Genomic DNA, 24,614 nt, shown 5'->3' with positions numbered 1-24,614 from the left:
CAATAACAAATAATATGAATACAACAACAGAAAAAAAACACAGATTTATCGGATTTTCCGCTTTTATGATTGTGCTCTTTACCATGCCTTTAGGTCATGCTGTAATGATCATTATGGAAAAGACTCTTGAAAAATCATATTTGACTCCTGCAGCATTCCTTGTAGGTCTTATAGGTCTCATACTGGCTATTTGGGGATTTTATATGAAAAAAGAGACCCCCGCTACATTTGCCGGACTTTTTGGAGGATTACTCGTTTGGACAGGATGGATAGAATTTACTTTCGTATACTATGCACATCGTTATAATGTGGCTCCACTAATGGAAAACGGTGAAATTGTAACCAAGCCCGAATATCTGATTTTAATGTCATCAGTCGGGTTCTGGGCTATCATTACCCTTTTCTACATTTTCAGTGCCCGCACCGGTTGCCTATTTTATACTTGGATACAAAAAAAATTAGGGATTACACGTAAAGATGGTGCACTACATAACATTGTAAAAAATAATTCCATTACCACTTTCATGGAAACTAATATGCTATTATGGACCAGCTACCTCGTTTTGATGTTTGCTTATGACGATGTATTGCTGGGAGATCGTCACCCTGTAACAGCATTTATTGCTTTCGGTAGCTTAGCTTGGTCGGCCTATTTATTTTACAAATTGATGAAAATACAAAAAATCGGGTACGCTATTCGTTATGCCATACCCACTGTTATCATCTTCTGGACATTTGTAGAAATTCTCGGTCGCTGGGATCTATTCCATGAAATATGGGTAGAACCTATGAAATATAGTACTGAGATGATCATTATGTTTATCGTTATGATTCTATTCTGCATATTTCTATTCAAAACCAAAAAACATACAAAATAAATTATTCACTTTTAAATTTAAAAAAATGAGTATTAGATTTTTACTTTCCAGTGCTTTGGCATTATCAGTAATGACATCTGTAATGGCAGAAAGCAAAAATGTTGCAGTAACCGAAGCCGGTACTTTGCAAAGTAAGTTTACAACAGAAGAATTAACGACTGTCACAGAACTCGTTATATCAGGGCCTATCAATGCAACAGATTTGTCTTTTGTCAACAGTGAGTTAACAGCATTAGAAACGCTCGATCTTCAACAAACAAATATCGTTGAAGAAACGAAAACTGTAGATGAAGTTACAACCACCTATCCTGAGAATGAGATGCCCAGTAACATCTTTGATCACAATGCTTCTATAAAAACAATCAAGTTCCCTTCTGGCATGACAAGTATCGGAGATTACGCATTCCAATATTCTGCCATTCAAACTGTCGATTTTTCAACTTGTCCACAATTGCAATTGATCCGTGAATTTGCATTCTATTGTACTAATTATCTAAACGGAATAAATTTATCTGGTCTAAAAAATTTAGAAATAATTGAAGAAAATGCATTTAATACTAATGGACAAAAATTATCAGAAATCAATGTAAATGAAGTTACAATAGACCTATCAGGCTGTAGTTCACTAAAAACCATCTCAGACTATGCATTTACAAATACCAAAGCTGCATCTGTAAAAATTAATTTTACTGGATGTACTGCCCTTTCTTATATTGGAAATCGAGCTTTCAATAATGCAAAAGTTCAAATATTAGATTTAAGTAGCTGCTCCAGCTTAGAAACCCTAACTGGATATTCTTTTAATTTATGTACCAAAATTACAGATATAATATTGCCGATAAACCTTAAAATGATTGAAGCTAAAACTTTCCCTAATGCATCATCAAGCCTGGTATCTGTTAAATCATTAGCAACTGTTCCCCCGACATTAGTCTCTGGTGGTTTTTCAGCAACTGGAGTTACCAAGGCAACATTATCTGTACCTGTAGGAGCCAAAGCGGCTTATGAAGCTGACGAAGAATGGGCAAAATTTAATGAAATAGTTGAAGATGCAAGTCTTTCCGTTGAAAGTGCATATGCAGAAAGTCTTAAAGTATCAGCACAAAACAATATTATAAAAATATATAATATTGAAAATGGTGCCACTATAAATATTTATAATATGCAAGGAGCTCTTGTTTTCACTCAGATTGCAACTGATAACCATGCTGAAATTTCTCTTCCTGTATCAGGTATGTATATTGTAAAATGTGGAAAATCCATAGCTAAAGTCATGCTATAAATGTTTGTTAGAATTAAAACTTTAGAAGTTATATAATAGAAAGCAGGTTATCGAGCTCGATAACCTGCTTTCTATTATACCAAATATGTTCATTTATCATTTTTCGTCAACTTCCCGAAAATGAAAAGAGCTACAGCAGCTAATGCCCCAATAACAGCAAATACATACCAAATATAATGAGCATGCACAGATGCCGCCTGCCAAGCTTCATGAGTGGCATAAAGCTGCGGATCGGGACAATACTTCGACAATAAAAAGCCTGAAAGCCCAAACCCGATAAACGATGCTATACATGAATTAATATGGCTAAATCCTAAATAGAGGCCTTCATCTCCTTTAGGAGCTTGTAAAGAAAAATATTCAAGATAACGGGGCGAGATAAAAGTTTCAGCCAATGCCTGCACCCCAATACCGCATAACATCATAAAAGCCACGGGATGCAACCCCAATATATCATCAGAGCCAACAAGATTACCTGCAGCCATTAAAAGAGCGGAAAAAGGCATCAGCCACATACCTACCCCCATAGAAGTCACCGCCTTATATCGTTGCATAAGGCGAGTCACCAAATTAACACATAGCACAACAACTAAAGGATTTAAATTGGCATACCATGCAGGAGTAGCCGTATCTCCTGCCATACGCAGAACATATTTAGGCATAGTTGCATAAAGCTGCATATATATCATCCAAAATCCACTGGTAATCAATGTAATTGCAATAATACGTCCATTTGTCAATACGCGTAGCAAAGAACTTCCTATTTCTCTAATATTCTTCACATCTCCCTGTTCTTGACGACTATGATACAACATCCAGACTAAAATAAACGCTAATAAAGTCATAGCGGCAGAAAAATAATTCAGAACTACGAGTCCCTCACTTCCCATACCTCTGCGAAGGGGTTCAACAACGGTTTTCCCCGTAAAGCTTCCAATATTAACCATCATATAAAATATCGAGAAGCCTCGTGCCCGATTCGTTGTAGTCGTCTCCCTTGCTATTGTTCCGGAAATAACGGCCTTAATAAAAGACCCTCCTACTACAATAATCAAAAGAATGGGTATAACTGTCCATCTTAGCGGACTCTCTCTCAAACCGGTAAATGTCGTTATCAATCCATAATCTACCATTCCGGCACTCTGAAATAACGTGGGTAATACAGCCAACCCTAAATAACCGACAGAAAGTAATGCAAAAGCTAATAATAAAGATGAACGAAAACCAATCCGATCAGCTAAAGCCCCAGAAAAAGTAGGCAACAAAGATAATGTCGCTGAAAATATCCCAGAAACGATACCGGCTTCAATATCAGAGAAACCATATACATTAGAAAGATAAAGGGTCAAAACAATAAATACAGCATAGTATGCCATACGTTCCAGCAACTCTACAGACGCTGAAGTCCAGAAAACTCTTGTAAAACGATTACCAGAGGCCATAACAAACATTATAATTTTAATAACTAAAATGAAAAAACCACATCAAATCAGTATAAATGGTCTGATGTGGTTTCTACTATCTATATTTTAACAATTACTTTAAAATGCCAAGACGTTTGAAACATTTCTCAATCTTGTCTAAAGCAAAATCTACTTGCTCCTTGGTATGTGTTGCCATTAATGAAAAACGAATCAAAGTATCGCTCGGTGCTACAGCCGGAGACACCACAGGATTGACAAACACCCCTTCGTCAAACAAATCTCGAGTTACCCGGAATGTTTTTTCATTATCCCGAATAAACAATGGTATAATTGGAGTAGATGTATGACCTATTTCACAACCTAAATTGCGAAATCCTTCTAAAGCATAATTGGTTACCTCCCACAAATGGGCAATCCTTTCCGGCTCACTTTCCATAATATCAAGCGCTGCTCCTACAGCAGCCGTAGAAGCCGGAGTAATGCTTGCACTAAATATATACGAACGAGAGTTATGTCGCAAATAATTTGCTGTAATCGAGTCTGTTGCGATAAATCCTCCTAAAGATGCAAATGATTTACTGAATGTACCCATAATCAAATCTACATCTCCTGTAACTCCAAAATGGTCACAAGTCCCTCGTCCTTGTTTCCCAAATACTCCGATACCATGCGCTTCATCCACCATAACTGCCGCATTATATTTCTTTGCCAATGCAACAATTTCCGGCAAATTAGCAACATCGCCCTCCATACTGAAAACACCATCCGTAACAATAAGTTTAACCTTGTCTTCCGGACATGACTTCAATACTTTTTCCAACGAAGCCATATCATTATGCTTGTATTTTAATGGAGTTGAAAAAGACAACCGACGCCCTTCTATGATAGATGCATGATCAAGTTCATCCCAAATTATATAATCTTCTCTACCTGTAAGACAAGAAACAACCCCTAAATTCACCTGAAATCCAGTGGAATATATTATCGCTTCTTCTTTTCCGACAAAGCGAGCTAACCGGTTTTCCAGTTCTACATGTATATCAAGAGTACCATTCAAAAAACGAGACCCGGCACAACCGGTTCCATACTTTTTAATAGCTGCAATAGCAGCCTCCTTGATTTTGGGATGATTAGTCAGGCCTAAATAACTATTAGAACCAAACATCAATACTTTTTTCCCATTTATCAGCACTTCGGTATCCTGATCACTTTCGATTTTCCTAAAATAAGGGTAAACACCTAATGCCTTAGCTTTCTGCGGAGCATCATACTTCGCTAATTTTGCTTGTAATAGCTTCATAATATTTAAGAAGTTACAGTATTAATAATAAACTGTCTGCTTTTTCATTTAATTAAGTTTAAAGCTCTGAAAAAGCAGGCTGCAAAAATAACTATTTTATTTTAAATAACATATGATGAAGACAAAAAAAACGCTTCACAGTATATCTTAGTTACAAAATGAAAGATGTCTTCCTATTTGATGAAACAAAAAATCACAATAAGGCAATACAAAATTTATATAATAAATCTTTATTTCATACTTTAGCTTGTTAACTTCCCAAGCTGATATAATGAAAAATGGAATAAGGATATTCCTATTATTTGGAAAAAAAATACGTACTTTGCATATTATAACTTGTTTGTCGCTCACACAGCATAAACACAAACTATTAAAGTAAAATGGAATTTACAGCACAACAAATTGCAGATTTCCTGCAAGGGGAAGTTATTGGTGACGCCCAAGTAAAAGTTAATAATGTATCCAAAATAGAGGATGGAAAACCAGGGACTCTTAGTTTCTTAGCTAACCCTAAATACACTCATTACATCTATACAACCAAAGCTAGTATCGTTTTAGTAAACCGCGATTTCGAACCAGAAGAAAAAATTACGGCAACCCTGATAAAAGTTAATGATGCTTATTCCTGTATAGCTCAATTACTTAACCTTGTCAATCAAGCCCGACCAGAAAAAAAAGGTATCGATAGCAGTGCATCTATTGCAGCGTCTGTGGCTATTCCTCAATCTATATATATAGGTGCATTTACTTATATCGACGAAAATGTAAAGCTCGGTGAAAACGTAAAATTGTACCCACAAGTTTATATTGGTGAAAATGTAACTATCGGAGAAAATACGATTATATATCCGGGAGTAAAAATATATCATGATTGTGTTATCGGGAATAATTGTATCATCCACGCAGGCACGGTAATAGGTGCTGACGGATTTGGTTTTGCTCCTCATAATGGAAGTTATGAAAAAATTGCACAAATCGGGAATGTTGTCATTGAAGATTTTGTGGAAATCGGAGCTAATACAACCATTGACCGTGCTACGATGGGGTCAACAATTATACGCGAAGGTGTAAAACTCGACAATCTTATACAAGTAGCGCACAATGTAGAAGTCGGAAACAATACTGTGATTGCTGCACAAACAGGGATTGCCGGTTCTACTAAAGTCGGTAGCCATTGTATGATTGGTGGACAAGTCGGATTTGCCGGCCACATATCCATTGGCGATAGGGTCAATGTTGGAGCGCAATCGGGAATTCCTAATAATGTAAAACCCGACTCTACGATATTAGGATATCCTGCTGTACCGGCCCGCGAGTTTGCCCGCTCGGTTGTCATGATAAAGAAGCTTCCCGAATTGCGCCAGACTGTAGACGATTTGAGAAAAGAAATTGAGGCTTTAAAAAAGCAACTTGGTAAATAAAAATTTACATTGATAGTAATTTTTTTATATTATGAAGCAACGAACCCTGCAAAACAGCTTTTCATTGAAAGGAAAAGGCTTACATACCGGAATTGATATAACCATTACGTTCTTACCTGCACCTGAAAATCACGGTTATAAAATTCAACGTATCGATTTAGAAGATCACCCCATAATAGATGCTGTCGCTGAAAATGTAATAGAAACACAACGTGGCACTGTTGTTGCCAAGAAAGAAATTGCAGTAAGCACCATAGAACATGCAATGGCGGCTTTATTTGGTTTTGAGATAGATAATTGCTTAATTCAAGTAAATGCCCCTGAATTCCCCATACTCGACGGAAGTGCACGCTATTATGCCGAAGCTATAACCAAAGCCGGAATCATAGAACAAGAAGCAGAACGAGAATACTTTATTATAAAAAACAAAATAGAAGTAAAGGACGACGCTACCGGTTCAAGCTTATTAGTCTTACCTGATGAAGATTTCAGTATCAATACTCTCATTTCTTTCAACTCCCCAGTACTGAATAACCAGTTTGCAAGCCTCGACAATTTACAAAACTTTGCATCAGAAATAGCTAATAGCCGTACATTCGTATTTGTCCGTGAAATAGAACCTCTTGTAAAGAATAATTTGATAAAGGGAGGAGACTTAGACAACGCTATCGTCATTTATGATCAAAAAACATCCCAAGAAGAACTCGACCGTCTGGCAGACCTCATGGGTGTACCTCATAAACATGTTGACGAATTAGGCTATATCAATAATAACCCGTTGGTTTTCGATAATGAACCGGCTCGTCATAAGTTACTGGATATATTGGGAGATATTGCTCTTGTAGGTAAACCTATCAAAGGCCGAATCATTGCAACTCGGCCAGGACATAAGATTAACAACCAACTGGCTCGTATGTTGCGAAAAGAAATTAAACGCCAGGATATTCAAGCCCCTATATATAATCCAAACGTTGCTCCGATTATGGATGTCAACCGTATTAAACAGCTACTTCCTCATCGTTACCCGATGTTATTGGTAGATAAAATCATAGAATTAGGAAAAAATCATATCGTCGGTGTCAAAAACTTTACCTCAAACGAACCATTCTTTCAAGGACATTTTCCCAGTGAACCTGTAACTCCAGGAGTGTTACTTATAGAAGCAATGGCCCAAACTGGAGGATTATTGGTCCTGAACTCAGTAGAAGACCCTGAAAAATATTCTACTTACTTTTTGAAAATAGATAATGTCAAATTTCGGCAAAAGGTCGTACCTGGAGATACAGTAATATTCCATTTATCATTTATGACCGAACTCCGCAGAGGGTGCGCATATATGAAAGGATATGCTTTCGTAGGAGAAAAAATTACCACCGAATGCGAATTTATGGCCCAGATCATCAAAAATAAATAATATACTATATTGTATTCAAAATGAAACAACCATTAGCTTATGTACATCCCGAGGCGAAAATTGCGCCGAACGTTGTAATAGAACCATTTGTCACAATCGACAAAAATGTAGAAATCGGCGAGGGTACTCGTATCGGATCGAACGTAACCATTCTTGAGGGTGCTCGTATCGGTAAAAATTGCCAGATATTTCCCGGTGCTGTCATTGCAGGAATTCCCCAAGATTTAAAATTCAAAGGAGAAGACACAATTCTCGAAATTGGAGACAACACAACAATACGTGAATGTGTCACAATAAACCGAGGAACGGCTTCAAAAGGGAAAACGATTGTTGGCTCGAATTGCTTGTTAATGGCTTACGTACATATTGCCCATGATTGCATAATAGGAAATAATATCGTAATGTCCAATGCCACTCAAATAGGAGGCGAGGTACAAGTAGATGACTACGCCATCATCGGAGGAGGTACACTGGTACATCAATTTTCCCATATCGGATCTCATGTTATGATACAAGGAGGTTCTCTTGTAAATAAAGATATCCCTCCTTTTGTAAAAGCAGCTCGCAATCCCATTTCTTATGCAGGCATTAACTCCATCGGATTACGGCGTAGGAATTTTACAAACGAGACTATACGTGATATTCAAGAAATTTATAGATATCTCTATCTTTCAGGAATGAATAATTCTGATGCCATTGAGCGTATTGAAGCAGAACTTCCTGCAACGAAAGAACGAGACGAAATTATACTCTTCGTAAGAAACTCTCAAAGAGGAATTATCAAAGGATATCTATAAAAAACATCTGCTACATAAAAAATGATATGGAACTTCTGTTCCATATCATTTTTTATGTAACATACAGGATTCCGATACATCAAGAAAAACGAGTATCGAAATTTTTTAATAACCTTTTTTTGGGAATAGATATTTTTATTATTTTTACGCTACCAAACAAAATAGAAATAATAAATTTATCAATGCTATGATATATAAATTTTTGCTCATATCGGATGAAGTAGATCAGTTTGCTCGCGAGATAAGTATCGATTCCGAGGCTACATTCTTAGACTTGCACAATGCTATTCTCGATTCGGTAAATTTCACGAAAGATCAGATAACCTCATTTTTTATTTGTGATGATGACTGGGAAAAAAAGACAGAAATCACCCTTATGGAAATGGATACCAGTTATGAAGATGACTCTTGGGTAATGGAAGACACTAAATTGAGTGAATTACTGGAAGATGAAAGACAGAGACTACTTTTTGTATTTGACAATATGACAGAACGGGCTTTTTTTATGGAATTGAGAGAAATAATTCCTGGTAAAAATCTTGAAAAGCCTGTCTGTACAAAATCGATAGGCAATCCACCTCAACAAATCATGACTTTTGATGAGTTTGACAAAAATAATTCGGTTTCAGATTTAGGTGAAAATTTTTACGGTGATGAAACTTTTGATCCGTCAGAACTTGATGAAGAGGGATACAATGATTTAGACATGAGCAACGGTAACCCTTACGACGATAACAATAGTCAATTCTAACCATATCACAAAAATAGCATTAGTTTGTATCACCATTTTATACTTACTAATGCTATTTTGCTCAAATTAACCTTAAATCCAAAATATAACGAAATATAATCCGTTGTTTATAGTACTTGAACTGAGCCTGGATTCCTTTACAAGGAATCAATCTATTCTTTATATAACTTCAAATAATTAACGAATTGTATCAGACTCACATAATGAGATTAATTATAAAAAGAGCCACAAGAAAGATAAAATCTATCACTGATAATGTTATTATTTTATCAATATTCTTATCTTATGCATTTTTATCATTTTCTGCCGGAATCGAGAAAAAAATTATCTTTCAACAATTTTCATTAAATGAAGGGCTCTCTCAAAGTTCTGTTTTCTATATCACTCAAGACAAAAAAGGGTACATGTGGTTTGCAACAGGCGATGGACTAAACCGTTATGATGGTTACAAATTCACAATATATCGTCATAACAAAACCGACTCTGCTAGTCTTATAAACAACAACATCCGTTCTTTAGCTATCGATTCAAAAAATAGATTATGGATAGGTACACAAAGCGGTCTGTCCATGTACAACAAAGACAAGGAAGTCTTTGTCAATTATCCATGGAAAAATATAGGCTTCAAAAAACAGCTTATTTATAATATCTGTGAAAGCTCCGATGACCAATTTCTTTTAGCAACCGATCGAGGTCTTGTATCTTTTTCTGAAAAAGGAGGCTACCAACATACATCATTCCCGACCAGAAGAGTTTCTGCCATCCTAAAATTAAAAAATAAAATATTGGTCGGTAGCGATAATGGCTTATTTTATTATGACCCAGAAAATGATACATTCGAAATCGTCTACGACGGTCTTAGGAATAAACCGATTATGGCCATCCTTCCTCATAATCGCAATCATAATAAAATTTGGATTGGAACAGAAGGAGAAGGGTTATATCTTTATGACTTAGCCTATCATATATTAATTCCTTATACCCACCGACCAGATGATAATGAAAGCATATCATCCAACTATATTCGTTCCTTATCTTATGATAACCAACAGCGCTTATGGGTAGGAACTTTTGTCGGGCTAAACATTTTAAAAGGAGATGGAAAAGGGTTTTATCATTTATTTAATACCGAATATGAAGCAGACGAATTAAGTCAGAATTCTATTCGTGCCATCTATGCCGACTCTCAAGGTGGAATGTGGTGTGGAACTTATTTTGGAGGATTAAATTATTACCACAATTTAAAAAATCAATTTGAGCATCTGAAATACATACGATATGCCAATTCATTAAATGACAACGTCGTCAGCACTATGCTCGCAGAATCATCTTTAATATGGATAGGAACGAATGACAACGGTCTGAACGTATACAATACAGTTACCGACCATTTTTCTTATTACAAACATAAAGAAAATGACCCAGAAAGCCTATCCGGAAATAATATAAAAGCTCTGTTACGATTATCAAACGGAAATATGGCTATAGGCTCCCATGACGGAGGATTATGCATACTCCAAAAAAATAACCGTTTTAAACGGATCAATATATCATCTGATCAAACAGCCAATAGTAATGTATATTCTTTGTTCCAAGATGAAAACAATATTTTATGGGTAGGTACCCTAAATGGGTTGTTTTTATATGACTTCAAAAGCGAGTCCGGACAATCTGTTTCTACACTCATTAAGACAAAGGTTCTGGATGACAAACAAATCATGACACTATATTCAGATAGCAAGAAAAGATTGTGGATAGGTACAGATAACGGGCTGTATATTTATGACAAAACACAGAACCAATTATATAATGCCGAACCACAAAAAATAAACGACAAACAGATATGTTGCATTTTTGAAGATAAGCAGCACAGCATATGGATAGGGTCACAATCCGGGCTTTTTACCTATGATGAACAAAATAAAAAGCTTTTCGATATTGGTAATTATTATAAAATACCGGACTATAGAATATACGGCATTTTAGAAGATAGTTTCAATCGTTTATGGATGAGTTCTAATAGCGGACTTATATGTTTGAATAAAGAAAGTAAAAGTTGGCGAATATATACCGAACCGGACGGAATACAAAGCAATCAATTCAATATGTATGCTTATTGCAAAAGTTCTGATGGTAAAATGTATTTTGGTGGAACCAATGGTATCACCGCGTTTTTCCCTGAACGGCTTATTGACAACCCCTATACTCCAGCTGCAATAATCGATAATCTCACAGTCTTCAATAAAAAAATACTTCCAGGTGATGAAAGTAAGATTTTAGAAAAAAGTATCGACGAAACCAACTCTATTACATTAAAATCGTCTCAATCTCTTTTTGGTCTCGAATTTGTAGTTCCTAATTACCTGTCGGGAGGAAATAACTTATTCTCTTACACTCTCGAAGGATTCGATACAGACTGGTATAATACGACCAAGAACAGCGTTAGTTACTCCAACTTAAACCCTGGAAATTATACTTTTAAAGTAAAAGTTGCTAATAATGACGGTAAGTGGAGCAGCCAAACAACAGAATTACATATCACAGTACTTCCGCATTGGTGGGAAACATGGTGGGCTAAACTTATTTTTGCCTTATTAGTCTGCATTGTTGTATTCTATGGAATACACTTTTATACATCTCGTAAAATCATGAGAAAAGAGTTGGCTCTTGAACGAAAAGAAAAAGAGCGAACAGAAGAACTTAGTCAAATGAAAATCCGGTTCTTTATCAACATTTCTCACGAATTCCGCACACCCTTGACTCTTATATTATCACCTATACATGAAATACTCGAACGCGGGGTAAGTGACAAATGGCTCAAAAACCAACTACTTCTTATCCAACGCAACTCAAAACGGATGTTACACCTCATAAATCAAGTACTAGACTATCGTAGAGCTGAAATGGGAGCTATGGAACTTCACGTACAAGAGCACGAAATCAAGCCTTTTGTTCAAGAATTATTTGACATGTTCGCCAGAGCTGCATCAAATAAGAAAATAGATTATAATCTGGAATATAATATCGAAAAAGACAAAATATTCTATGATGAAAACTATCTCGAACGAATATTAACCAATTTAATTTCCAATGCGTTGAAATATACACCTGAATTTGGTAATATAACTGTAAAAGCAAAAGAAGATAAAGGTTCACTCATCATTTCCGTCAGTGACACAGGGTGTGGTATTCCCAAAGATAAACAAGACCGTATTTTTGAAAGATTTTATCAAGTTGAAGAAAACAGCGTAGGAACAGGTATCGGACTGTCATTTGTAAAACGCCTCATCGAACAACACCACGGAGAAATACATCTCAATAGCACATTAGGAGAAGGCTCAGAATTTACAGTTATTATACCTTGTGAAGCTAAAGCTTATAGTGAAGAAGAACGCTCTGACGGACAAACCATTACTAAAGCCCCAAATACTAAATATATTGACCCGAATATTGAGGAATATTCTGAAAAAGAAACAGCTATTTCTTATCAATCTGAAAATGAAGCACAAGATAAAAGTACACTATTATTAGTAGAAGATGATGCAGATGTAAGAAAATATTTATACGAAAACTTTTCTCAATCTTATCATATCTTACAGGCAGAAAACGGAGAAATCGCCTGGGATATATTAAACAAAGGAGAAAAAATAGATTTTATTATCTCTGATGTAATGATGCCGGTAATGGATGGGATAAAATTCTGTAAACTGGTAAAACAAAATATTCACTTTTGCCATATTCCTCTCATTTTATTAACAGCAAAGAGCACTGTAGGAGAACAACTTACCGGGCTAAATACAGGAGCCGATGATTACATCAGCAAACCTTTTGTCTTCTCTGTATTACGAGCAAAAGTCCAAAATATTTTGAAAGGACGACAACGAGCCATTCGAAACTATGCGGCCAATATAGAAGCTAATCCGGCACAAATAGCCTCCAACGGAATAGATGAAGAACTCTTGAACAAGGCTATCGGTATTATTGAAAAGAACCTGGAAAACCCCAATTTTTCTGCTGAAGAATTTAGCCGGGAAATGGGTATGAGCCGTTCAAATCTTCATCTCAAACTGAAAGCTCTTACCGGAGAATCTGCTGTAGAATTTATCCGCAGAATACGCTTTGGACATGCTTGCCGATTACTGAAAGAAGGGAAATATAATGTATCAGAAATAAGTACAATGGTTGGTTTTACACCTTCCTATTTCACTACCAGTTTCAAAAAATACATGGGGTGTTTGCCATCTGAATATGTCAAAAACAGTAAGATTTGACATATGCGAAAGTTTTTTCAACAAAAGTGAAAGTGTTTTACAATAACGTAGAATGAGTTTCAACATTTGTGAAGTCTTCTTTGAATTTTGATTTGTAATATTGCACTATTGAAAAATGCGAAATTACTAATTGAAATTCTATTATTATGAGGAACAACTTTCTTCTTATGGGCATAGCTGCCCTGTCCTTATTTGGGTGCAGTCAGAAAAAAACAATTACGGATGATTCTGCGTGGCTACGTAATGGTATCGAAACGGCACAATTTCAACTTAAAATGACAGCCGAAGCGATAGACAGTAAAAATATTCAGGATACTGCAGTATTTCCACGGTCTATCCTCAATCCTAAGCCAATGGCCGAAAAAAATCCTCAAAATTGGATAGATAGCCTCCGCTTAGAAAAACCAAGAGACTGGACCAGCGGATTCTTCCCCGGTTCCATGTGGTTGGCTTACGAATTGACCGGAGATGATACATTGAAACAAGAAGCACGGAAATATACAGAACTACTATCTGATCTTCAGTATTATACTGGTACTCACGACCTTGGATTTATGGTCTTTTGCAGCTTTGGTAACGCATACCGATTGGCTCCAGAGGCTGGAGATTCGGCTATTATAGTAAATGCATCCAAATCACTGGCATCACGATATAACCCTCAAAAAGGAGTCATACGTTCATGGGATTTCGGAGAATGGACATACCCCGTTATTATTGACAATATGATGAATCTTGAAATGTTATTCTGGGCTAGCCAAGCAACACAAGATAGTACATTCCGAAACATTGCGATAACTCATGCAGACAATACAATGAAGTTCCATTACCGACCCGACATGAGTTGCTGCCATGTAGTCGATTATATTGACCCAACAAATGATATCACCAAACAAATGACTTACCAAGGTTATTCTGATAGTTCTACTTGGGCTCGAGGACAAGCATGGGGATTATATGGATATACTCTATGTTTCGAAGAGACTAATCATTCTGCATACTTAGAAAGAGCACAACAGATTGCAAAATTTATTATGGAAAATCCAGCAATCCCTGAAGACCTTATTCCTTACTGGGACTATAATGCACCGACTATACCCGACGCTCCACGCGACGCATCGGCCGCAGCTGTAACTGCCTCAGCTCTATTTGAACTAAGTACTTTAGTCGAAAACGGACAAACTTATTTCGATTATGCAGAAAAGATCATCAAAGAACTTTCTACTCCAAATTATTTAGCGGAAAAAGGTACAAATAATGGATTTATATTAAAACATTCGACAGGCTCTCTACCTCATGGTTCGGAGATAGATGTTCCTCTTAACTATGCCGACTATTATTATCTGGAAGCACTAAAAAGATATATTAAACTCAAAAATATCGATTCAAAAGCCTTGCTATCCCAAAAATAAAAATCAAAAAACTCCATTAAATACTTATATGAAACAGATAGTTAAATATATATTGATATGCTTCACTATTTTGGGAAGCGTCCAAATACAGGCCCAAGAGCTCAATAAAGAAGCTTTCAGCCTAATAAATTTGGACACAAAAGGGTTAGAAGAGGTAAAACAATTCTATAATGAAGGCAAGTATTATGAGGCAGCCTCAGCATTACTTTCATATTACAAAAACAGAAAAGGGATTGTATTTCCAGATATAAATCTGAATAATCTAAAGATTTCTAAATCTGAGCAAAAAATGGCCGATGAAGCCCTTGAACATAAGTTTTTTGCACATAAAGGATACCAGCCATCTTTTTTCTACGGAGATGATATTGATTGGACTTACTGGCCGGTAAAAGACAATGAACTTCGATGGCAGTTGCACCGACAGAAATGGTTTATACCAATGGGAAAAGCCTATCGTATTTCTGGAGACGAAAAATATGCCAAAGAATGGGTTTACCAATACATGGATTGGATAAATAAAAACCCATTAAAAACCGGATTAACTTCAAAACGAAAAACAATTAGCAGTGGTGAAGTAGAATATGATGGAGACAATGTCTCGGACGATAATGTCCGTTATGCTTGGCGTCCATTGGAAGTCAGCAACCGTTTACAAGATCAAGCCAGTGAATTTTTACTGTTCAATACATCTAAATATTTCACTCCCGAATTCTTTACACAATTTCTGGTAAATGTGCACCGACATGCTGCCCACATTATAAATAACTATTCCAAGCAAGGTAATCATCTGCTTTTCGAGGCCCAACGCATACTCTATGCCGGAATATTCTTTCCAGAATTTAAAGATGCTCCTACATGGAGACAATCGGCAATTTCTATTTTAAATAAAGAAATACAAGTACAGGTATATAATGACGGAATGCAATTTGAGCTTGACCCGCATTATCATCTGGCTACAATCAATATATTCTTTAAAGCATTGCAAATGGCTGATGCTAATGGGTATCGTAACGAATTTCCACAAAGCTTTTTGGATACGATAGAAAATATGATTACAGTCATGTATAATCTTTCATTTCCAGACTACTCGAATCCATTGTTCAGCGATGCTAAAAAGAATAGTAAATCAGAAATGATCAAAAACTACAAACAATGGTTAAAAGTTTTCCCCAATAATGAGACAATTCAATATTTTGCCACTGAAGGAAAAGACGGAAAACTTCCAGACTATACATCAAAAGCATTTAAGACATCTGGCTTTTTCATTTTCAGAAATGGATGGGATATGCAATCTACCAGCATGATTATCAAAGCTGGACCTCCCGCTTTCTGGCATTGTCAACCAGATAATGGCACTTTCGAATTATTTATCAAAGGCCGTAATTTCTTCCCGGATGCCGGTTCATATGTATACGCAGGTGATGATGAAGTAATGAAATGGCGTAACTGGTTCCGCCAGACAATGGTACACAAAACTTTGACTTTGGACAACAAAACTTTGGAAAAAACTGATTCGAAATGCCTATTATGGAAAATCAATGAACCCACAGAGATATTAGTTACTGAAAATCCGAGTTATGAAGGGCTGAAACATCGCCGCTCTATTTTTTTCGTTGATAAAAAATTTTTCGTAATAGTAGATGAAGCCATCGGCAATGCTCACGGTAAAGTCGGGATTCATTATCAAATGTGCGAAGGTGATATCACGACCGACCCAAAAGCATTAAAAGCCTATACCAATTTCAAAGATGGTAATAATATTGTTTTACAAGCATTTAGTGACATGAAACCCAATATGGAAGAAGAAGAAGGCTGGGTCTCATATGAATATAGACAAAAGGTAAAACGAGAAGCTTTTTCATTTAACGTTGACAAAAAATCGTCGGACGGTTATTCTCGATTTATTACAGTCATCTTACCTGTAGAGAACAGCAAAAAAATTCCGACAATAGATGCGAAATTCGATAATAAATCATTCAACGAAAAGAGTATCGGCATAACGGTAAAAATAGGTAAAGACAAATACAAATTAGGATATAATCTTTAATTAATCATTTACAGTTTTTATAGCCGGAATCTATATCGAAATATTCCGGCTATAATCCTTAAATCTTATGAAATATGAAGAGCAAAATTTTGACCATATTATACTTAATGATATCGACAACAATATATGCTCAAATATATTCGTTCGAAGATAGTAGTGTACCCTCAAATTTCAATGTAAATATAGGTAGCATATCTATTTCCGGACAAAAATATAAATTAGGGAAACAATCTTTACAATGGGACTGGAAAAGTGGTTCTACATTGACAATTAACCAGCCAGATGGTCTAACCTCAGTTTCTACCACTAATTCCGGAGGATTTACATGTTGGATATATAACACTACAATCAGCAATAATAAAATCCAATTTTCTTTTTATAATAATAGTGGTACCGAAAAATGCAAATTATCTTTTAACTTGAATTTTTCGGGCTGGAGATACATCTGTTCCCGTTTTACAGAAGACATGGAACATGACCGCTCTACCCTATCATACATAAAAATTTTTGCTCCTCAATCAGGAAATGGGTCTTTATATTTTGATTATCTGGAATTTCCTAAAAATGTAGCCTGGGATAGGATAGATAATGCTCAATATTCAGTAAACCAATCCTACAATAATATTGACAATTTTCTTAAGTCATATAATGCAATTCCTCTAAATTATTCTCATTCGGCATCTTCTGAACAAAAAGAAGCTTTGTCTACAATAAAAGAGAGAATCGACAATTGGTTTTTAAATACTAATAATACTTCGACAATTTTCAACAAACGTAAAAATTCAATCAATAATTGGATAAAACGAGCTCAAAACAATTTCACTTCCATAAACTTAACTGTACAAAGTGACGGAAGTGTATTGGGACCTGGGTTATTTCCACAATATACATCCACATCAATCGACAATGAAAATATTTTACGATTCCGAGATACAAACGAAAAATATCTTATTCAGTTTGCATTGGATTATCGACTAAATCATAATGAAACCAGCAAAGAAAATTATCTCAAGATACTCGACTGGTACGCAGACCAAGGCTGGTCCTGTGGTAGTGCATTAGGGGCCCTTAGATTTGAAAAACTCAGAAGTGCAGGCTATTTTCATTCCCTTTACTTAATGAAAGACGAACTTGGAGATTCTCGATTCTCCCGAGAGCTTGAAACGTTAAAATGGTTTAGCCTTTTAGGAGATATTTATATTAATACCGATAATGATGCTTCCGGTGAAACGGCTGATAATTTAAGAACCCTTGCAATAGCCAAATTATACTGCGCATTAATGTTATCAGATGAAAATGCACAAGCTGAGACATTGCTGACCTTAAAAGAGTATTTTACAAATGCACTTTCTCCTGCTGGAGGATTTAGAGGTACATTCAAACCAGATTTTACAGGGTATCACCATAGAGGTGTATATTTAGGGGCCTATTATCCAGATGCATTATATATCGGATGCTTCCTTTTTTACTTGTTGCATGATACACCCTTTGAGTTATCTGAGTCTATATACATTCAGTTAAAGAACTCACTACTGATGCTGCGCAATATCGCGGCTTTATATGATGTCCCAGCAACTACCTGCGGTCGCTTTCCCAGCTCGAACACTGTTCTTGATGATTTAGTTGCAGCTTTTGCATATTTAATAGAATCTAAAAACGGAACAGACAATGAGTTAAATGCTGCTTTTGGGCGTCTTTGGAAACCAGAAGAATCTCCAATAAAAGATAGAATCTCCAGATCTGCAACTGACATTTGCTTTAAAACGACCTTAGGAGAAACAGCCATCTGTTTGGATGCAGCCACATATGTGTCAGAAGAAGAAAATATCCACTCAAAAAGTCTTTATCTTCCATATGCCGGATTATTTATTCATCGTACATCAGATTTCCACCTCAGTGCAAAGGGAATAAGCAAATATATCTGGGATTATGAATGTTCCGGTTTAGAAAATATTTACGGGCGATATATGAGTTATGGACAAATAGAATATACAACTTTAACTGATGGAAATAAAAATCATGAATACGAAAACGAAAATTGGAACTGGAGCTATCTTCCAGGAACTACAACAAAAGTTTTAACTCCTGATGAATTAGACTATAATGGCGAAGGAAACGATAAACATCGTAATTTTTCAGACGAGACATTTTTAGGAGGTACTAATATGGGTGATACAATAGGTATATTCTCAATGTACATGCACGACAACACTTTCGACCCTTCATTCTACGCCCGTAAAACAATATTCTCTTCCGGTTCGGTCATTTTGTGTATAGGCAGTAATATAAAGAATAGTGATTCTCAGCATACTACAGTCACCACCTTATTACAACAATCAGGAGAAATTACTATTAATGACAAAAGTCCAAATATTCCGGAAACAGTAAAAACACCCATAATAACAGATGAACAAAATATTACCTACGTCGTAACCCAGGGTTCAACAGATTTTATTCAAAACGGAGATTTGACATTGGCTTTTATCAACCACGGCAAGGCTCCACAATCAGGGCTATACAGCTATTTCATGCTCCCTTCCACCTCAAATCAGGAATTAATATATAAATATACAAATGAACAAACATGCCCGATGTCCATCATACAACAAAATGCAAAAGCTCATATCATTTCCGATTCAGAATCTGGAACGACAGCTTATGCTATCTTCGATGAAACATCTTCCATATCTTATGGAAAAATCAAAAAAGTAAATCGCCCAGTAATCATATTATCTCAAGAAAAAAACCAGATTCTGAACCTCGCTATATGTGACCCTGACTTAAGAAGGCCTTCCAGTACAAACATAGATAACCTGACAGAAGAACAAATAAAAGCAGAAAGTCAACCTGCTACTGTAGAAATAGAAATTTCCGGTATATATGAATATTTCGAAGAAGGAAATAATAATATAAATATTATCCAAAAAGGAGATAATACTCTACTTTCTTTCGATGCTGTAGAAGGAAAGACATATAAAATAAATCTAAGACCTAAAGAGTGGACTTCCGTTTCAGAAGACAAAATAGACTCCGAATTTCAATGTAAGTATAACAAACAAGAAAAACGATATATTATCATGCCCAAAGACTCGACTGTCTACTCCTGCTTTTTATCAAACATTGAAGGAAAGCAGATTCTTTCATATCAACACCTGACAGGAGTTCATAGCATAGATATGAACTCTCTCCCTAACGGAACGTACATAATAACATTAAAAAAAGATCAAACTATACTCAATAAAAAAATAATTAAGCAATAAAATATGAACAGACACGCATTATCCTCCATGCTTGTTCCGGTAGCCGCATTAGGCAGTCTTACTGGATGCTCTATGAAACCAAAAGATAATAAACCGGAAAAAAAGCCAAACATTATTGTCATTATGACAGATGACCATACCACCCAAGGTATCAGTTGCTATGGCAGCCAACTTATACAAACTCCCAATCTCGACCGCATAGCCAATGAAGGTATGCGTTTTGACAATTGTTATGTCAGCAACGCCATTTCCGGACCTTCAAGGGCATGTATATTAACCGGGAAAATGAGTCATATCAATGGATTTACTGATAACTCACAAACCTTCAACGGAGATCAAGAAACTTTCCCTAAATTACTACAGAAATCAGGATACCAAACCGCAATGATCGGTAAATGGCATCTCAATTCAGATCCTCAAGGATTTGATTTTTGGAGTATATTACTGGGACAAGGCGAGTATTATAGTCCTGATTTTAAAGAAAACGGAAAAGAAATACGGGAAAAAGGATATGTAACTGACATCATCACCGATAAAGCCATAAAATTTATAGAAAATCGGGATACTTCGAAACCATTTGCCATGCTTTATTATCATAAAGCCCCTCACCGCAACTGGATGCCAGCACAACGCCATCTGGGTATTTATAATGATGTCACTTTTCCCGAGCCAGAAACACTGTTCGATGATTACTCAACTCGAGGCAGAGCTGCAAAAGAAACCATGATGGAAATTGCCAACCATATGTGGAACGACTGGGATTTGAAAATAGCAACTCCCGAAGAATTAGCCGGAGAATACGACGATACACGCGCTGCCGATATCAACAAGGCTGAAGTTGCTCGTGCCAATCAACAAAGCAATGGTCTCCAACAACTACGAGCTGCCTATAACCGCATGACTCCTGAAGAAAAAGAGGTGTGGAATAAGGCGTATGCCAAACGAATCGAAGAGTTTCGTACAAAAGAAATGAAAGGGAAAGAACTTATTAGCTGGAAATATCAGCAATATATAAGAGATTATTTAGCAACAACGTTAGCTGTGGACGAAAACGTAGGTCGTCTGCTCGACTATCTTGAACAAATAGGAGAATTGGATAATACAATTATCGTTTATACTTCTGATCAAGGATTTTTTCTTGGCGAGCATGGATGGTTTGATAAACGCTTTATGTACGAAGAATGTCAACGAACTCCATTAATGATACGTTATCCTAAAGCCATAAAAGCCGGGACAGTATCTAAAGCATTAAGCATGAATATAGACTTCGCTCCTACTTTTCTTGACTTTGCCGGGATAGAAATTCCAAAAGAAATACAGGGTCGTTCTTTACGTCCAGTACTTGAACATGAAGGAAACATTCCCGAAAATTGGCGCAAAGCCGTATATTATCACTATTATGAATATCCCTCATGGCATATGGTAAAACGCCATTACGGGATTCGTACCGAACGCTACAAATTAATTCATTTTTATAATGATGCTGATTATTGGGAACTTTTCGATATGCAAAACGACAAAAATGAATTAAATAATGTATATGGAAAACCTGAATATAAAAAGGTTCAAGAAGATATGACAAAACTTCTTTATGAACTACAACAGGAATATAAAGATACCGATCCGACAGAACAGACAATTCAGTTTTTTAAAGGTGACGATGGAGCAAACAAACACTAAATTTATCATTAATCATTCATTATAAATTAGTTATCATGGATAGACGCAAATTTATCAAAAGTACAGGATGGAGTGTAATGGGACTGGCGATGTCAGGCACCCTATTAAGTGCATGCAATCCTAAAAACAGGGAAAAGACAAGAGCTTCAGCCAAGATAGACCCCAACGGAATGAAAGTTTTTTGGGGCGATATTCATAATCATTGTAATATTACCTACGGACACGGAGATATGCGGCTGGCATTCGAAGCAGCCAAACAACAACTCGATTTTGTTGCGGTCACTCCACATGCCATGTGGCCGGATATCCCCGGCAAAAACGACCCTCGACTGGCTTGGGTTATCGATTATCACGTCGGAGCCTTCAAACGCCTCCGGGAAGGAGGATATGAAAAATATCTGAAAATGACTGAAGAGTATAATCAGGAGGGTAAATTCCTGACATTTCCTTCTTACGAATGCCACAGTATGGAGCACGGAGACCACGTAGTCTTATCTTATGAACAAAATTTTCCTTTGGTCGAATGCACATCAGTAGAAGACCTGAAAAAGAAATTGAAAGATAAAAAGGTTTTCGTCACTCCCCACCATATGGGTTACGAAAAAGGATACCGCGGATACAACTGGGATTGCTTTACAGAAGGAGACCAGACTCCATTTGTCGAGATTTTCTCCCGGCACGGTCTGGCAGAGAGCGATCAGGGAGACTTCAACTATCTGCACGATATGGGCCCCCGCTCTTACGAAGGGAGTGCATTATGCGGGCTCGAGAGAGGTTTCAAATTCGGGTTTATCGGCTCCACAGACCAGCATGCAGGTTATCCGGGAAGCTTTAGCGACGGACGTATAGGCGTACTGGCCAAGTCTCTAAACCGGGACGACATATGGGAAGCCATGAAAAATCGTCATGTATACTGTGCTACCGGAGACAAAATCTACATTGATTTTCGCATCAACGACGCTATCATGGGAGACGTCATCAGAGGAAACAACCGGAATATTTACTTAAACGTAGAATCCGCCAATTATATCGACTATATCGATTTGGTGAAAAACGGGGAATGTATTGCCCGATTAAATGGTCCCATGCAAACTATCGTTCCAGCTGAAGATACAATCCGGGCCAAAGTAAAAATAGAATTCGGATGGAACAGGGAAGAAGAACCTGTCCGTTGGGACGGCTTCATAGACATATCCGATGGCAAAATCAATGTTGCCACTCCATGCTTCCGTGGTGCCGCATACACTTCCCCACAAGCAGACAAAGTGGGTCACGAAGATGAAACCAAAGTCAATAAAATACTGAATGCAACAGACAAACGGGTAGATGTGGAAATGTATTCTACAAAGAATCCGAATACGATGACTCCCGCCATGCAAGCTATAAACCTGGATGTTACCATGCCCAAAAATGGAAAAATCAGAGTATCCGTCAACGGAAAAGAATTCAGTTATACACTGGCTGAATTATTGGCCGGTTCCAAGTCTCATTTTATGAGAGGATGGCTGAGCGAGGCGGTTCTCTTCAATCGGGCAGCCCCGGAAAACGCTTTCATGATAGAACATGTCATGAGCGACAATCAACCGGCAAGAGATACCGACTACTATTATGTACGTGTCCGTCAACGTGACGGACAATGGGCATTCAGCACCCCTATTTGGGTAGAAAGGGTATAATCATGAAATATGCCATAGGAATAGATTTAGGAGGAACCTTCATCAAATATGCTGTTATTGACGAAGAGGGACATTTCCTGTACAACGGGAAACTGCCCTCTTTGGCAAGTACGTCCAAAGAAGCCGTTATCGGACAACTGAAAAGTGCCGCGACAGAATGCATTCATTTTGCAAATACAGCAAATATTACCCTTTGTGGTATAGGAATAGGAACTCCGGGTATTACCGATGAAACGAACCGTAGGGTATTGGGTGGAGCTGAGAATATCGCAGGTTGGGAAAATGTCCCTCTTGCCGATATTTTAGAAAAAGAGACCGGGCTTCCGGTCAGCGTTGCCAATGATGCCAACATGATGGGATTGGGTGAACAGGCCTTCGGTGCGGCTAAAGGCTGTTCGGATGTTCTCTTCATCACAGTCGGAACCGGCATAGGCGGAGCCATTATCATAGACAGTAAATTATATGGAGGATACAAGAACCGGGGGACGGAAATCGGGCATATCCCTCTCATTGCCAATGGAGAACCCTGTGCCTGCGGAAGCGTAGGATGTCTCGAAACCTACGCTTCTACCACGGCCCTCGTGCGTCGCTTTGTCCGTCGCTGTAAAGAAGAGAGTATTCAATTAGAAAGAGAACCTGATGGCAAATCGATTATAAAGCTTTATTTGGAGAGCCATCCTGTAGCCGTAGAATCGATGAACGAACATTGGAGCTTTCTCGGTCATGGCATTGCCGGATTGGTAAATATATTCAGTCCGCAAAAAATTGTCATTGGAGGAGGAATCTCTGAAGCCGGTGACTTTTACATTGCACGCATAGAACAGGAAGTTGCCCTATATTCTATCGCTGACTGTCGGGTAAACACAAAAATATGCGCTGCAATGCTTGGAAATAAAGCCGGTACTATGGGGGCTGCCCGGATGGCTTTTTTATTAAGTAAGAATAAAAAGTGAAAAATTTACGCTACTAACCAAAACCAGAAAATTTCATAATCTGGTTTTGGT

Annotated in this window: 15 protein-coding genes; 13 read left to right on the top strand and 2 right to left on the bottom strand. The window is 37.1% G+C overall.

Annotated features, from left to right (window positions below; translation table 11 throughout):
* The first annotated feature begins 14 nt into the window (after positions 1–14).
* Both BN2628_RS13595 and BN2628_RS13590 read left to right on the top strand, forming a co-directional pair.
* Positions 15–878: a hypothetical protein gene (locus BN2628_RS13595; RefSeq protein ID WP_044230885.1), complete on the top strand. Its 864-nt coding sequence runs from the start codon at positions 15–17 to the stop codon at positions 876–878.
* A gap of 25 nt (positions 879–903) precedes the next feature.
* Positions 904–2,160 (top strand): leucine-rich repeat domain-containing protein, encoded by a 1,257-nt coding sequence (locus tag BN2628_RS13590; protein ID WP_082430175.1) that lies wholly within the window; start codon positions 904–906, stop codon positions 2,158–2,160.
* Between the two features lie 89 nt (positions 2,161–2,249).
* Here BN2628_RS13590 and BN2628_RS13585 read toward each other — a convergent pair whose 3' ends face one another.
* Entirely contained in the window at positions 2,250–3,602 is a 1,353-nt protein-coding gene (locus tag BN2628_RS13585; RefSeq protein ID WP_055100410.1) for an MFS transporter, read from the bottom strand.
* Between the two features lie 94 nt (positions 3,603–3,696).
* A complete protein-coding gene (gene spt / locus BN2628_RS13580; protein WP_044230883.1) occupies positions 3,697–4,884 on the bottom strand; it encodes a serine palmitoyltransferase in 1,188 nt (395 codons plus the stop codon).
* Positions 4,885–5,264: 380 nt separating this feature from the next.
* On the opposite strand from spt, the gene lpxD reads away from it, so the two are divergent.
* From lpxD to BN2628_RS13525, 11 genes are all read left to right on the top strand, one after another.
* Positions 5,265–6,305, top strand: coding sequence for a UDP-3-O-(3-hydroxymyristoyl)glucosamine N-acyltransferase (gene lpxD / locus BN2628_RS13575; protein WP_044230882.1), 1,041 nt, complete (start codon positions 5,265–5,267; stop codon positions 6,303–6,305).
* A 28-nt stretch (positions 6,306–6,333) separates the two neighbouring features.
* Positions 6,334–7,719: a bifunctional UDP-3-O-[3-hydroxymyristoyl] N-acetylglucosamine deacetylase/3-hydroxyacyl-ACP dehydratase gene (locus BN2628_RS13570; protein WP_044230881.1), complete on the top strand. Its 1,386-nt coding sequence runs from the start codon at positions 6,334–6,336 to the stop codon at positions 7,717–7,719.
* A 20-nt stretch (positions 7,720–7,739) separates the two neighbouring features.
* Complete coding sequence (lpxA, locus tag BN2628_RS13565; RefSeq protein ID WP_021931836.1) at positions 7,740–8,516, top strand: acyl-ACP--UDP-N-acetylglucosamine O-acyltransferase; 777 nt, start codon at positions 7,740–7,742, stop codon at positions 8,514–8,516.
* A gap of 187 nt (positions 8,517–8,703) precedes the next feature.
* Complete coding sequence (locus tag BN2628_RS13560) at positions 8,704–9,267, top strand: IS1096 element passenger TnpR family protein (protein WP_021931838.1); 564 nt, start codon at positions 8,704–8,706, stop codon at positions 9,265–9,267.
* Positions 9,268–9,470: 203 nt separating this feature from the next.
* Positions 9,471–13,538, top strand: a complete 4,068-nt coding sequence (locus BN2628_RS13555; RefSeq protein ID WP_055097704.1) for a hybrid sensor histidine kinase/response regulator transcription factor — start codon at positions 9,471–9,473, stop codon at positions 13,536–13,538.
* A 146-nt stretch (positions 13,539–13,684) separates the two neighbouring features.
* The gene (locus BN2628_RS13550) at positions 13,685–14,947 is read left to right on the top strand and encodes a glycoside hydrolase family 88 protein (RefSeq protein ID WP_044224319.1); all 1,263 of its coding nucleotides are present in this window, start codon (positions 13,685–13,687) and stop codon (positions 14,945–14,947) included.
* A 28-nt stretch (positions 14,948–14,975) separates the two neighbouring features.
* On the top strand, positions 14,976–16,994 hold the full coding sequence (gene hepC, locus BN2628_RS13545; protein WP_044224322.1) for a heparin-sulfate lyase HepC: 2,019 nt from the start codon (positions 14,976–14,978) through the stop codon (positions 16,992–16,994).
* Positions 16,995–17,068: 74 nt separating this feature from the next.
* Positions 17,069–20,254: a chondroitinase family polysaccharide lyase gene (locus tag BN2628_RS13540; protein WP_082002188.1), complete on the top strand. Its 3,186-nt coding sequence runs from the start codon at positions 17,069–17,071 to the stop codon at positions 20,252–20,254.
* 3 nt (positions 20,255–20,257) lie between these two features.
* Positions 20,258–21,934, top strand: a complete 1,677-nt coding sequence (locus BN2628_RS13535; protein ID WP_044224325.1) for a sulfatase family protein — start codon at positions 20,258–20,260, stop codon at positions 21,932–21,934.
* A gap of 35 nt (positions 21,935–21,969) precedes the next feature.
* Positions 21,970–23,610 carry a CehA/McbA family metallohydrolase domain-containing protein gene (locus BN2628_RS13530; RefSeq protein ID WP_044224328.1) on the top strand — a complete coding sequence of 547 codons (1,641 nt, stop codon included), beginning with the start codon at positions 21,970–21,972 and terminating at the stop codon, positions 23,608–23,610.
* Positions 23,607–24,563: an ROK family protein gene (locus tag BN2628_RS13525; protein WP_087880304.1), complete on the top strand. Its 957-nt coding sequence runs from the start codon at positions 23,607–23,609 to the stop codon at positions 24,561–24,563. Before BN2628_RS13530 ends, BN2628_RS13525 begins: the two co-directional genes overlap by 4 nt.
* Positions 24,564–24,614 lie beyond the last annotated feature (51 nt).

It is taken from the genome of Gabonia massiliensis, from assembly GCF_001403595.1.
In the GTDB taxonomy this organism is placed as follows: Bacteria; Bacteroidota; Bacteroidia; order Bacteroidales; family Coprobacteraceae; genus Coprobacter; species Coprobacter secundus.
The sequence above is the reverse complement of the archived record's forward strand: the minus strand, read 5'-3'. Positions and strand labels throughout refer to the sequence as shown.